Source organism: Paenibacillus humicola (assembly GCF_028826105.1).
Taxonomy (GTDB): domain Bacteria; phylum Bacillota; class Bacilli; order Paenibacillales; family Paenibacillaceae; genus Paenibacillus_Z; species Paenibacillus_Z humicola.
This window is the reverse complement of record NZ_JAQGPL010000001.1, coordinates 5,674,587-5,688,189: the sequence shown is the minus strand read 5'-3', so window position 1 is coordinate 5,688,189 and position 13,603 is coordinate 5,674,587. Positions and strand designations below refer to the sequence as shown.

General features: G+C 43.9%; 14 protein-coding genes. 12 read left to right on the top strand and 2 right to left on the bottom strand.

Translation table 11 applies throughout. The features are described 5' to 3' along the window. The first annotated feature begins 256 nt into the window (after positions 1–256). Entirely contained in the window at positions 257–409 is a 153-nt protein-coding gene (locus tag PD282_RS27520) for an IS3 family transposase (RefSeq protein ID WP_420832331.1), read from the top strand. On the opposite strand, the gene msrA is transcribed toward PD282_RS27520, so the two are convergent. Beyond that, the gene (gene msrA / locus PD282_RS26130; RefSeq protein ID WP_274654614.1) at positions 392–919 is read right to left on the bottom strand and encodes a peptide-methionine (S)-S-oxide reductase MsrA; all 528 of its coding nucleotides are present in this window, start codon (positions 917–919) and stop codon (positions 392–394) included. The two genes, PD282_RS27520 and msrA, sit on opposite strands and share 18 nt — an antisense overlap. Before the next feature lie 984 nt (positions 920–1,903). Between msrA and PD282_RS26120 the strand changes: the two genes are divergently transcribed. The 9 genes from PD282_RS26120 (at position 1,904) to PD282_RS26080 (ending at position 10,056) form a co-directional block, all read left to right on the top strand. Then, positions 1,904–2,479: a cupin domain-containing protein gene (locus PD282_RS26120; protein WP_274654612.1), complete on the top strand. Its 576-nt coding sequence runs from the start codon at positions 1,904–1,906 to the stop codon at positions 2,477–2,479. A 476-nt stretch (positions 2,480–2,955) separates the two neighbouring features. After that, positions 2,956–3,759 (top strand): stalk domain-containing protein, encoded by an 804-nt coding sequence (locus PD282_RS26115; protein ID WP_274654610.1) that lies wholly within the window; start codon positions 2,956–2,958, stop codon positions 3,757–3,759. 296 nt (positions 3,760–4,055) lie between these two features. Further along, on the top strand, positions 4,056–4,517 hold the full coding sequence (locus PD282_RS26110; RefSeq protein ID WP_274654608.1) for a GNAT family N-acetyltransferase: 462 nt from the start codon (positions 4,056–4,058) through the stop codon (positions 4,515–4,517). A gap of 176 nt (positions 4,518–4,693) precedes the next feature. Next, entirely contained in the window at positions 4,694–5,035 is a 342-nt protein-coding gene (locus PD282_RS26105) for a DUF3221 domain-containing protein (RefSeq protein ID WP_274654606.1), read from the top strand. A 219-nt stretch (positions 5,036–5,254) separates the two neighbouring features. Then, positions 5,255–5,443: a hypothetical protein gene (locus PD282_RS26100; protein WP_274654604.1), complete on the top strand. Its 189-nt coding sequence runs from the start codon at positions 5,255–5,257 to the stop codon at positions 5,441–5,443. A gap of 638 nt (positions 5,444–6,081) precedes the next feature. Then, positions 6,082–7,965, top strand: a complete 1,884-nt coding sequence (locus tag PD282_RS26095) for a heparinase II/III domain-containing protein (protein ID WP_274654602.1) — start codon at positions 6,082–6,084, stop codon at positions 7,963–7,965. Between the two features lie 114 nt (positions 7,966–8,079). Then, positions 8,080–8,571 carry a P-loop nucleotide/nucleoside kinase family protein gene (locus PD282_RS26090; protein ID WP_274654600.1) on the top strand — a complete coding sequence of 164 codons (492 nt, stop codon included), beginning with the start codon at positions 8,080–8,082 and terminating at the stop codon, positions 8,569–8,571. Between the two features lie 76 nt (positions 8,572–8,647). Next, positions 8,648–9,286, top strand: coding sequence for an SGNH/GDSL hydrolase family protein (locus PD282_RS26085; RefSeq protein WP_274654598.1), 639 nt, complete (start codon positions 8,648–8,650; stop codon positions 9,284–9,286). A 110-nt stretch (positions 9,287–9,396) separates the two neighbouring features. Further along, positions 9,397–10,056 (top strand): MerR family transcriptional regulator, encoded by a 660-nt coding sequence (locus PD282_RS26080; RefSeq protein WP_274654596.1) that lies wholly within the window; start codon positions 9,397–9,399, stop codon positions 10,054–10,056. A 250-nt stretch (positions 10,057–10,306) separates the two neighbouring features. Here the strand turns inward: PD282_RS26080 and PD282_RS26075 are convergent, their stop codons facing one another. After that, the gene (locus tag PD282_RS26075) at positions 10,307–11,071 is read right to left on the bottom strand and encodes an SDR family oxidoreductase (RefSeq protein ID WP_274654594.1); all 765 of its coding nucleotides are present in this window, start codon (positions 11,069–11,071) and stop codon (positions 10,307–10,309) included. Positions 11,072–11,628: 557 nt separating this feature from the next. On the opposite strand from PD282_RS26075, the gene PD282_RS26070 reads away from it, so the two are divergent. Together PD282_RS26070 and PD282_RS26065 are read left to right on the top strand one after the other, a co-directional pair. After that, positions 11,629–12,312: a hypothetical protein gene (locus PD282_RS26070; RefSeq protein WP_274654592.1), complete on the top strand. Its 684-nt coding sequence runs from the start codon at positions 11,629–11,631 to the stop codon at positions 12,310–12,312. Between the two features lie 202 nt (positions 12,313–12,514). Continuing rightward, positions 12,515–13,537: an aminoglycoside phosphotransferase family protein gene (locus PD282_RS26065; RefSeq protein WP_274654590.1), complete on the top strand. Its 1,023-nt coding sequence runs from the start codon at positions 12,515–12,517 to the stop codon at positions 13,535–13,537. Positions 13,538–13,603: the final 66 nt, after the last annotated feature.

The following is a 13,603-nucleotide window of genomic DNA, read 5'->3' as shown; positions in this document are numbered from 1 at the left end:
AAATTTCTTGACAGACCCTACATGTTTTCGGCTTGTATCGACGAGTGTCGGGTGACAAGAACATTACCCCATAAAAAGCTGCGTAAATCGCAGCTTTTTTATTTTATGACATCAAGTTCTTGTCACGAGCCAATGACAAGAACCTAATGTCATTCCCGACGGAGCAGCTCCAAGCAGACTTTGTTAAACTCCCTCGAAATGATTCCGTTTCCTCACTCAGGCTCATGAATTCGCAGGGGTTCACCCTGTAGTCAGAATGAAGAAGGGACAGAATCAGATCATCGATGAGGTCCACCGGTACATTCACTTTTACAACCACAAGCGGTTTCAGAAGAAATTAAACAACCTTAGTCCGGTGGAGAACCGAACTAAGTTGCTTAGTGCTCTTATTTCATTGTTGTCTACTTGACGGGGCGCCACCGGCCTCCCGCCTGGGAAGGACCCAGTTGGGGCGCGGGAAGTGGCAGGTATAGCCGCTCGGATAGCGCTCCAGATAGTCCTGGTGCTCCGGCTCTGCTTCCCAGAAGTCGCCGACAGGCGTCACTTCGGTGACGACCTTGCCCGGCCACAGATCCGACGCGTTTACGTCGGCGATCGTCTCCTCCGCCACCTTTCTCTGCTCGTCGCTCGCATAGTAGATCGCCGAACGGTAGCTTGTGCCGATATCGTTGCCCTGACGGTTCCGCGTCGTAGGATCGTGGATTTGAAAGAAATACTCCAGGATGCGTCGGTAGCTTGTCTCCGCTGTATCGAAGACGATTTCAATCCCCTCCGCATGAGTGCCATGGTTGCGATAGGTCGCGTTCGGAGTGTCACCGCCAGTATAGCCGACGCGAGTCGAGACGACGCCGGGAAGCTTGCGGATCAAGTCCTGCATTCCCCAGAAGCATCCCCCAGCGAGTACAGCGCGCTGATGCATGTTAAACCTCCTCAATCTGATCGAGATATTTGCCGTAGCCCTCGCTCTCCATATCATCTCGATGGATGAATCGGAGCGATAAGAATTGATGCAGTAGCGTAGACCACCGAGATGGCTGTCGCCGTGAGTGGATCTAACTTCGGTCCTTATCATCCCCTGGGAGGTTTCCCGCAACTCGTTGATGTTTGCGGAACGATCGGCTTCGTGAAACTTGGCCACCCAAAGGAGGACTAGACCCAAGCCGCATATCGGTGATCTCTCGAAGCTCCATGTCTAGAATGTCCCATATCCGCATTGGAAAGGCAATGTTTTTCCAACTAACTTAGAGCTTCGTGAGATCCTCAACCATTATACCCGCGGTATGCGTGACTCAAACCTGATGTTTTTTACTGTTGAACTAGTACATTTGCCGCGTCCTGACTTACCAGATCAGAGAGCAACTGGATACCTTGTCCGGATTTTGCGGGAGCCAACGTACTGCAAAAAAACGCGCAAGGCCTAGATACGAGGTTGTGGATAGATGACACCGATCTCACCGAGAAAACAGTAAGATGCTGGCACTGATGCCTCGTATTTAAAGTAGCTTCTTTGCGTAATTAGGGATATGTCGGATGACAAGAACATAGTAACATTGAGCCGCATAAGTTGCGGCTTTTTGTTTTAATGTTATAAAGTTCTTATCAAACTCGAATAACAAGAACTTTATAACATTCCCGACAAATACGATAAGCGGGATCAGCTGACGAGCATGACAAAGCGGAATGGCAGCAACGTGACATATACAATCGATAACTTTCAGCCGTTTACAAGTCCATCCAAGTCAAGGATAATATCGCTGCTGGAAGCATCCGTTTGACGCCTAATTATAAATACAGTAAATGAAAAGTATCTTGTTTATTTCCATTCTCGAATGACGCACGTGTATCTGGGCAAGTGAATATATTATGTAATCAATCTCCAATCCAGAAAGGCGGGATATTACGAATGTCATCCAACAGCGCCATGGATGCACTTAATTCTCCTTCTTTGAATCTATCTTTTGATTTAAGAACATCGTTATTATTCCAGCAAAACGCTCAAAACTTCATTCTTCAGCAATTCGCTAAGCAGTTACCCGTAATGCAAAACCTTGGCTTACTCGACGTCTATCTGAGTAAAGGCCATAGCGTAGAGGCCCATTGGCACCCAAACGCATCCGAACTTCAATACGTAGTACAAGGAGAAGTTGCCGTCTCCATTCTCAACCCCTTTTCCCGGCAGATACTTAGTTACCGCGTCAAGCCCGCCCAGACGGCTTATATCCCGATGGGCTGGTGGCATTGGCAAACCGCGACGATGGATAACACCCATTTTGTGGCTGTTTTCGACAATAATGCCGCGCAAATCGTATTCGGGTCCGATATCCTTAGAAAGACACCTCCCGAGGTGTTCCAGATGATCTATGGCGTGAATGCGGCCCAACTTGCTGATGTGCTCAAGCCTATCGACCAGACAGTAGTCATAGGTCCGCCTGATTCAAGAGATATCCAATTGAGGATAGGCATGCAAGGCCGTTATTGAATCACTCTTCATAAAAAATCTGGACGAAGAAGCAATTTTTTTTACGACTGACGTCACGAGTGCTTGCTTCTTCACATTTCGTATGCCCATAGAAATAGTGGAATCTCAAGTGTACCTCAGTCAATAAAATGGACAGGTAGAATCGAGAAAATCAAGCGGCAGATCGGTACGAACGCTCGCACTGGTTGTGGAATGGATGCGTACAGTTGTAAGGCGTGAGACTGACTTAATGACCGAATACAACACCTACGCGGGTATGGGCATACTTGGAATGATATTTCCAATTTCAGCTCCTGATGTTGATGGTAAGCAGTCCCCTGTATTTTAGGTTCGTTTCCTAAACTAACAGAGACAAGAGCTGAATGAGGCTGCCGCAGCGGGATCGCACGGCGGCTTCATTTAGCTAAACGGGCGCAACAAAACCACTGTCGTATTCGTATTAACGTTGAGCGATTTTTATAGAAGAGGGATTACCAATGAAAAAAACTTCTTATGTGTCACTGTTGTTCCTATTTCTGTTTGCTATTATTTTAACTGTTCAATCTGGAAGGGCAAACGCAAGCCCGAATAACACAGCCATCAACCTGAAGATTGGTATGTTCTACATCCTCTATACGAAGCCGGCGGCACCGTATGTTGATGAGAATCAACGATTGCTTGTTCCCGCCCGAACGCTTGAAGATCTGATGGGAGGACATGTCGCTTATGATGCCAAGTCGAAGACCGCAACTGTCACCTGGTTAGACCACGTGTACAAGTTGACCATCGGTTCATTAAGAGCCCATGCAGATGGTACGGAAGTCCGAATGGATACGTCACCTGTCCTGCGAGATGGTGCGATGTTTTTGCCGATTCGTCTATTCTTGGATCACTCGAATGTTCAGTATAGCTATTTGACCAATCAGCATCTTCTTCATGTCACAGATACACGGGTTGTGGTAGGCGAAGCTTTCGAACAGTTTCGTGACAATGATTATCCAGTCGCCAATAAAGATGGTGAACTTGCATTGACTAATTTCCGTTATATCAAGACAAAGGAAGGTAGGTTAGGTATCCAGTTTGAGGGGCGCAACTTAACGGACCGTGACATTCCCGAAGGGAATGCCGATATCATGCCATTCGTGAAGGAAAAAGATGGCTCGTTCGCGATGGACAGCTATACCCGACCTATTAATAAGCCGGTTCCCCTAATAGGTGCCGAAAAGTCCTTTACGGTCACTCGCCTGATCGGCACCACGGATGCTGCATACATCTTCACAGTCGCTCGAACAGCTGAGTAGATACAAACATGTTTAATAGGCTAACGGATTAAGTTAGTGAAAGTTCCAAGGAGCAGTTTGCCGCCGCGGCAGCTGCTCCTTCTGTCATTAAGCTAATACATTCCGTTAACGAAGACGATAGCGCGGCGATGGAACCGATCCATCGCTTGTTTTCGTTTCTGAACGATCCGCTCAACAAACGGGGCAGGATAACGCAGAAAAACACGTCATAAAGAAGGAAATAAGAGGGGGGTATCGGGAACTGTAAAGGGCAAAAGAATTCAATTTCAATATCATCAGAAAATGGAGGGATAGTTATGAAAATTACCCAAACTACAGATTATGAAATGCTTGCACGCTTAAATAAACACATACACGAATTACATGTAAAGTTATACCCAGAGTTGTTTGTGCCATACAACTTCGAAAATATTCGAGAATCATTTAAGAAGTTGGTGAAGAATGAGAATCGGGTTTATTTAGTTTTGGAGGATATGGAAGAAGCACTTGGCTACGCATGCGTTGAAATCATCGAGTATCCCGAAGATACCATAACGAAAGAGAGAAAGTCAGTATTAGTGCATGATATCAGTATCATAGAAGGGCAAAAAAGGCGAGGGTATGGAACGCATCTTATGAGTCATATATATGACATTGCCAGAAGTAAGGGAATAACCCTAATTGAACTAAGTTATTATGTTAATAATGAACATGCGAGTAATTTCTATAACAAGCAAGGGTTTGTGGTTTATAGGAAAATTGCATACAAAAAGCTGTAAGTCTTTTTTGACGAGGCACACGCAAGCGGATACGATAGTGAAATTGGAGCAGGCGCCACGGCGACCTGCTCCTGGCTATTGAAGTAACGGGGCAAATAGTGCAGCTAACGGAACTTTTCAGATTTGACTAGCGTCTAAACGATTAGGGGTTGCGATGAACCATTGGAGGTAAAAAAATGAGGAAAAGCTTGGTGTTTCTGTATTTTCTGTTAACGGTAATTTTAACAGGCTGTTCATCTTCAAGCAATTCCGATGAACGTTGGGATTACAATGAAGGTTTCGTTGTCTCAAAAGAAAGCGGGAGAATCCTCGTGGTCCGTAACAAGCCGTCCGATTTCGAAGCTCCCCTTAACGAAATATTGAAAAACGCCGATCCGAACGCGATGTGGATCTCGGTTGAACAAGTCGATTATGACGCGGTCGCGGCAGGCGACCACGTGAGTATTAATATTCCGGACGGTGGCGGTGTTGACCAATCTTACCCAGCACAAACGACGGCAGACGTGGAAATAAAGTAATACAGACTAATCCACCCGCTGATTTCGCGGGCTTTTTTTTAGGCGCGCACTAAATCAAGCCAGGCTGCGTTAACGGGTGCGATAGCGCGGCGATGGAACCGATCCATCGCTTGTTTTCGTTTCTGAGCGATCCACTCAACAAAATTGGCAGTTTAGCGTCGTAATTGAGAGTGATTGTACAATGAGTTATGATTGGGGCAGTGGATAATTATTTAGAAGGTGGTAGCGATTAAAACCCCTGAACTTTTTGAATTAGAATACCTATTTGAGTGTGATGCTGAGTTTATGGATGAGGGATTCCCTTGGCAATACACGACCGTTTCCTTCAAAATAACTCGTGGTAATTTAATTGCTGAATTTGATTTTGAAGAGGCAAGTAAATGTGGACAATTAAGAGTGCACACCTAAAGGAAGAAGAAATAAACAAGTTTTACTTAGAGAACATTCAAAACCTCATTATAAAACGGATAAATGATTCCGAAAGTCTAATCATCGAATTTGATAAAGAGAACTTTGTTATTCCGTTGGAATTACAAACCAAACCGACAATTAAGATTAGTTGGGGAACATCATTAGAATTACAACGGTAAAGTATTGAGTTAACGGGTACGATAGTGGAGCAAGTGCCACAGCGCAGCCGCTCCGTTTTCACTCAACGATTGGGCAGGATAGCTTAATTATTCGGACGATAAGTAATGGAACATTACAAATTAACATCTGGCTCAAGGCACTAAGATGGTTACCGGTTCCGAGTTGTTTTGTTTGAAATTAGGGCACAGAATGTACATTCTGTGCCCTGTTTAGGTTGTTTCTAGCTGCAGAATACGTTACTCTAGTGGCGTCTAAGTCTCTTCATTTTATCTTTGGCAACTTCGATTAATCGGCGATCCTATAGCCCAGATACGGCAGTCGACGGTTATTTAAATCGTTTAATGTAGATATTACCCATTCACGATCTTCATTTTTTTCAACGTATCCAACGTCAATTGTTTTGATTAGTGAATAGTCCTATGTAATTAATATATTGAAAAGAGGTCGACGTTTCGATGCTAGCAGAGCGATTTATTAATGATAGCCTTAGAAAGTGTTTGCTTATTCGGGAACAATACAGACCGTTTCCTACAATCGAAGACCGAAACCAGTGGAATCAATTGCCATTAAATCTTAGGTCGTTTTGGATTAATAAAGGTGCAAGTAAACTCAATTATTCATGGCCTACCATAACTGCCACTCAATATATGGATTATAGCAGAACGGGTAATCGTGTTCATTTTGACGCTGCTTCATGGACAAGAAGAGAGGTTTTGGCTTCTTTAGTCATAGCCGAATGTTTCGAGAATCAGGGACGCTTTATGGATGACATCATCAACGGAATATGGTGCATATGTGAAGAAACATTCTGGGGGATCCCTGGTCACAGCTATATGATGAAGAGGCAGGATCCCCTTCCAGACGTATCGGATCAAATCATTGAATTGTTCTCTGCCGAAACGGCAGCTCTGCTCGCATGGACGTATTATCTGCTGAAAACAAAACTGGATGGGATTAGTATTATGGTATGCGAGCGTATACAGTTCGAAGTGAAAAGGAGGATTCTCGATCCTTATTTACAGCGGACTGATTTTTGGTGGATGGGTTTCAATCAAGAGAAGATGTTAAACAATTGGAATTCATGGTGTAATTCAAATTGCTTAGCGGCGTTTATTCTGTTGGAGGACGATCCGAATCGACGAGAAGCAGCGGTGATAAAGGTGATGAGAAGTTTGGATCAGTATATTTATAGACTCCATTCAGATGGCGGTTGTGAGGAAGGTCCGAAGTATTGGATGTATGCCGGAGGAACGATTTTCGATTGTCTGGAACTGCTTTACGGCGTTTCAGGCGGAAAAATTGACGTGTACCAGGAACCCCAAATTCAACAAATTGGTCGTTACATTTACAAAGCTTTTATTGATGATTCGTATTTTGTCAACTTTGCTGACAGCCCGGCACAAGTACATATCCCTGCAGAACTTACGTATCGTTATGGCCGTCGTATTGGAGATGAGAGGTTGTGTGAACTTGGAGCAATGGTACAGAAAAAGAAGCAAGAAGAAGCAATCCGTTCAGAGTTTTCATCCATGTTTCGCCTATTACCCGCTTTATTTCATTATACGGAAGTGGAGCAATATTCCGGAGAATCACCTTACATCAGAGATGCGTGGCTTGATGGAATTCAAGTGATGGTGGCACGAGAGCAGGAAGGGTCGTCCAAAGGGCTATTCCTGGCTGCTAAGGGCGGGCATAACGATGAAAGCCATAATCACAATGATATTGGACAATTCATTATATATTGCAATGGCTCCCCTATGATTATAGATCCCGGGTTATTGACTTATACATCTAAATCGTTCTTCTCAGAGAGGTATTCAATATGGGCGATGCAATCAGGATATCACAATCTGCCTATTGTAAATGGGGTTCATCAACAGAATGGAAGACAATTTAGAGCCGATGATGTCGAGTATAAACTTGAAGATAAGGTCGCATCGTTATCGATGAACATCGCGGGAGCCTACCCCGACTCCGCCAAAATAAAAAGCTGGATACGGACAATAAGTCTCATTCGTGATTCGTCCCCGTATATTGAAATCCATGACAATTTCCTTTTAAATCAAGTGACGGATGATATTACACAGATTCTCATAACGCCTCACCCTCTTCAAACCCAAGGAAACGGAAGCTTTGTCTTGCAAGATGATAATCACAATATGGTAATAATACAATATAACAGCGAAATGTATACTGGCTCGATAGAGAAAATTTCACTCGAGGACGAAGTCATGAGAGAAATGTGGGGAGATGAATTGTATAGGATTAAGCTTAAAGCCATTACACCCGCCGCTCAAGGTGAATGTTCAATCAAAATAAGCAAGACAGAGTTACGATAGCTCCTTAAAAAGGGATCTTAAGGCTTCCGCGGCGGGCGGCCTTTCTTCAACGATCCGGATGTTTAATGCAAAACAATGTGTAACTATCCGTTTATAATAAGGAGGTGGAATCACGTGGCGACACTTCATTTAATGGTTGGTCTCCCGTGCAGCGGTAAGACCACACTGGCTCGACAACTTGAAACGAAATACTCCGCCCTTCGCCTTACTCCTGATGAATGGCATATCAAATTATTTGGGCATGATTTCGGGGAAAACATGACGGAATCTGACGAAGCTAAGCATGATTCCAGACATGATTCCGTGGAATCCCTAATGTGGGATGTGGCGGCGAGCGTTTTAATTCTTGGTGTTGATGTCATTCTGGATTTTGGATGCTGGGTTCGAAGTCAACGAGACGAGTTTCGTAATAGAGCCAAAAATTTAGGGGCGGACTTTAAAATCCATTTTGTAGATGTGCCTGAAGAAGAGTTATTTGAACGTCTAAAAGCTAGAAATGATATGCGTACAGAAGGAGCTTTTTTCATACCAAAAGCAAAACTTCAAGAATGGATACAAATTTTTGAGCCGCCTTCATCGGACGAGCTTGATTCCTCAAACGATTGACCTACCGAGCACGATAGTGCAAACCAGAGCAGGCTGCCAACCGGAAACAAAATTTTCTATACCAGGAGTGATCGTTATGAACCATTCCAAGCTGAAAGAATATCGCATGCTGAACCGGCACGCCAAAAAAGGGCAAATCCTATTTGTCGGATCTTCCTTAATGGAAGGATTCCCAATTTATGAAATGCAGCTGTCGTCGAATCTTGCTCTTGATCGCGTGATCTATAATCGTGGAATTGGTGGTACGACAACCGTAGATCTGCTGCAATCGATGGATACCTGCATTTTTGATTTAGAGCCAAGCAAGCTCTTTATTAATATCGGTTCGAATGATATCGGAGCCTCCGTGAAGGAAGGGTACAGCAAAGAGACCCTGCTTAAGAATTACAATCACATTTTAAGCCAGATTAAAGCTCGATTGCCGTTGTGTGAGGTTTTCGTGATGGCCTACTATCCGGTCAATGCGGAAGCGGACTTCGGACTTGATCGATCCGATAAAGAATTGATGTTTGCCACCCGAACAAACGCCAACATTTTAGAGGCCAATGAAGCCATCGAACAATTAGCCAAGCATCATGGGTTTTCTTTTATTAATGTGAACGAAGGCTTAACAGACGAGAAAGGAAATTTGAAGCCGGAATTCACCGTAGAAGGCATCCATTTGTGGCCCAACGCTTACACGGTTATTCTCAATAATTTGAAAAGGTATCTGTAAACTGTAGGCTAAGGCTGACCGGGAGTGGGGTAATTAGCAAAGTTCTTGACTATGACGTTAGGTCATAGTGCATAATTCTCTCTAAGAATGCATGACTAGGAGTGAGAGAGATGAACATAAAATCACTGCGTTCAGATCATATTTATCAAAAAGTCGCCCACGCAGCTTGGAAAAAACTTCAAACCATTCTAATCTTAAAGGAATTGGATTTTTCCTTGAACGAAATTGCGGACATTTTAAAGCTGACCAAGCAAGAACAGAAACAAATATTAAAGAAGCAGAGACAAACGTTATTATTGAGAAAACAAAGATTGGAAAACATCATGACTGCGCTCGATGAATACGTTTCGGGGAATGATATTAGCCATTTGCCCCTTTTTAACCGCTCTTCCGTTTTGCCATTGAAAGAACAGTACGCCTATGAGGCAAGATTCATTTATGGCGAAACAGAGGCGTACAAAGTGTATCATGAAACGATGGAAAATTTATCCTCAGGTGAAAAAGAGAAACGTTTTTCCGCTATTGAAGAAATATATAAACAACTTGCGTCTTATATCCATCAGGACCCTTCCTCCGATGAAGTGCAGCGATTAATCGAAGAGTGGAAAGAAAATCTCATGCCATTCATGACATGCGATGCAGAATTACTGGCTTGCATTGCCCATACCTACAAATTCGATGCCAGGTTCAAAAGCTACTTTAATCAATATGGCAGTGAGCATTTTGCAGATTTTTTTTACAGCGCAATTATTCAAAATATCAATCGGTAATCACTAGTCGTGCCCCTATTTTCTATACCAACTCGGATGGATGTTTCTCCCTGCAGATTGGTATTGGTTTCTGCTTGGGGAAAGTCTAAACTGGCTTTATGGACTGAATATGAACGACTAAGCTCCCTCGGTACGATTTAGTTTTCTCACAAAGCAGAAAGACAGTCAGGCTAATTTCTGCCCGACTGTTTTTACATGGTCCTCCACGGCTAGTACCTTAAGCAACGATCTTCGTATTGGTGTCCGTAAATTACAAATGTGAGCCGCCGCTGGCGTCGATGCACTGGCCTGTTACCCAGCTGCCATCCGACGAGGCAAGGAATGCTGCAATATTCGCGATGTCTATAGGCTGCCCCCACCTACCGAAAATGGAGAAGTCGGCACCGAACTGCCTCGCCTCTGTATTTTGCAACATCCCTGCATTCATGTCGGTTTCCACAAATGCCGGACAAATCGCATTGACCGTGATCCCGCGCTGGCCCAGCTGTTTTGCTAAAGTTTGCGTTAGTGTGTTGATCGCTCCCTTGGACATGCTGTAGGCGAGAATATCTGGAATGGCAATCCGGGTTACAGCGGAGGATGTGTTAATGATGCGTCCGTCTTCTTTGAGCCGAGGCAACGCTTGTTGAATGAGGAAGAACGGCGTTTTCATATTGACCGCCATCATTTGATCGTAATCGGTTTCCGTTGTATTTTCGATGGACGATATCAAAGCAGTCCCCGCATTGTTTACAAGGATGTCGAAACGGTTCCCGTCAGTGCGCTCTTGAAGCTCGGCATCGAGCGCTTCAAACAGCATTTCGATGCTGCCCGCAATGTTAAAATCTGCACCGATAGCAAATGCCGATCCCCCTTGCAGCTCGATACGGCGAACTGTTTCTTTCGCGGCGTCCCGATTGCTGCCGTAATGGACAGCGACCAGTGCGCCATCCTGCGCCAGCCGCAGCGCAATGGCGCGTCCCATCCCCCGGCTAGCTCCCGTTACCAATGCGATTTTGCCTTTCAATGTGCTCATGATTTCAGCTCCTTATGCTCAATGTAGACGACACCAGAATAACTTCACTTGCTCTCGGTTCGTCATACTTTGTTATACCACGGAGCATATTTCGAAATGCTGCTGTCTTATTTTCGGTTAGGTTATGAATGTGTGTTCTTAATGTGTGGCTTGTCTCCATTAATGGCATGCGAAATATAGTTATTAGACAACACTGAGCAGGGACAACTGGTACCTCCGCTTGCGAGCAGCGCGTCGCGTATTATAGAGAATTTCCAATTCATCTTGTTTGTGGTAAAGTAGTTGAATTGAAGGCACACCGGGATCATGAGGGGGGTTGAACTCTGAACAGATTTGTACTCTATATAATCGCATGTATTGCGTGTATCATATTTCCAATATTAGGCGTCTTGTATGGAATAGGGGATGGCAACCGACCTAAAATAGGACCCGTGGGGAACGGAAATGCATCGCCAATGTTATTTCAACTGCTACCGATTATTAGCTCCTTTATTTTAGGAGTCATAAATTTACCCATTGCAATTAATCGTTATAAAAAACATAAAGAATCACATATTGTGAAAAGCTATTATTACATCGGTGGTATTATAACAGTATTCATATTCAGCATATTTATCGTAACTAATAATTCTACTCAATCAATATCAAAGGAAAAAGCGGAGAAAATAGCTCTTATTCAAGCTGGAAAAGACGGCTACAGGGATGTCAAGGTTTGGACCCGATTCAATTCACAAACAAAGTTAGCATACACTTTTTCATCTACAAAAAACAAGGATATTCAGGTGTGGCAGGTTAATATTGATGCGGCACATAATCCTCCAATTAAAAATACTTATGCTGCCTCGTACTTCATTGATAAGAAAGATGGATCTGTTGTTTCAGTAATAAAGGGTCTGACGCAGGCAGGTATGGATTTAGAAATCAGCGGGACAGAGCTAAAGGGAGACAAATACCATTTTAAATTAAGAAATAATGGGAAGACAGATTATAATATTGAATGGATAGAACCCTTCATGAATCCAAAATATGAAAGCAGTTTGAAGATGACAACACCTAAAATGGAATTCAAGAATATAATTCCTGTTAATACTACACTCTCTATTATTGACCACTTTTTTAATAAATCAGAACAGTTTAAGGCTAAGAAAGATACTATTCTCGGTTTTACAATAAAATTAAAAGAAGAAATTGGGCCGGTTTTGATAATTGACAATAAATATCTCAATGCAGTTGATGTTTAAAATATCCATGATTAAATCATCGTAATTCCACTAACAGATAACGATAGTGCAAAGACCAGGAACAGATTGCCGCGGTTGGCGACTGTTCCTTTTTTCATAGAACGTGGAGAATAGTTATAACGAAACTCTTCCCAAAATAAGGGATTACATTTGATATAATCATCTAAGCACTTCATTGACAAAGAAGAAAATGGAGGAATACATGAATATTAAACTTGAAAAGCTGATTTATGCCTTAAACCAACGGTTCAAGAAGGATATCATCGCGGCTGACTGCCAGACTATGCCGTTACAGGGTGGAACCGTGGGAAATGTGTACCTGGTATCAGGGACCGCGGAAACCGCGGCTGGCGAAAAACTACCGTACCGAATCATGCTGAAAATCCAGAGGAAATGGGAGCGTTACGGCGATCCGGGTTCATGGCGCCGGGAGTATGATCTCTTTGCTTCTGACTTAAAAGCAACGTTCTCGGATGTCTTCCGCTGGCCGACATGCTATCACGCTGAAATCAATGCTGAAGAAAATGAAATCCAGCTATGGCTGGAATATATCGATGGCGTAACCGGTTTAGACTTGACCGGTGACATGTATGAAAAGGCCGCGCTGGAGTTAGGGCGCTTTCAAGGCAGGCTGTATGCGGAGCAACCCGCCGTGCTGCAGAGCCTGACCAACCTGAGCCATGTGGATTTAATGAAGAATACGTATTTGCGTTACCGGTCATGGCCGGTCGTCTACGATTATATACGGTCGGAGGACTGTGAATTGCCGCTGAACGTGCGGCAAATGCTCATCGACATTGATGAGCAAGCAGATGAGATATTCACCCGTATTGAAAAATTGCCCCTCGTGCTATGTCACCGGGACTTCTGGGTTTCCAACCTGATCTATGCTGACGGAAATTTTGCGCTCATCGATTGGGATACCAGCGGATGGGGCTACCTGGGCGAGGATATCGCAAGCCTGATCGCGGATGAAGCGGATATCGATCACATGGTCGAACACTACCGGCGTTGTATCCCCATGTATTACAAAGGCTTTTCCGAGTATGCGGATGTGTCCCGAATTTCCGATCATTGTGTGTACGAGATAATCCTTCACTTATTCGGGTACAGGCTTGTAGAGAGGTATCTCCACACAGAGGCTGAAGACGAGAAGACAAAGCATGTCCTTACTCTCCAAAAAATCCATATTATGAAGACCATATCCTTATCTATGGTTACATAGCCATAGCCTAAACAAACGGGAACGATAGTGGAGCAAGCTGCCGCGGCGCAGTTGCTCCATTTTGCT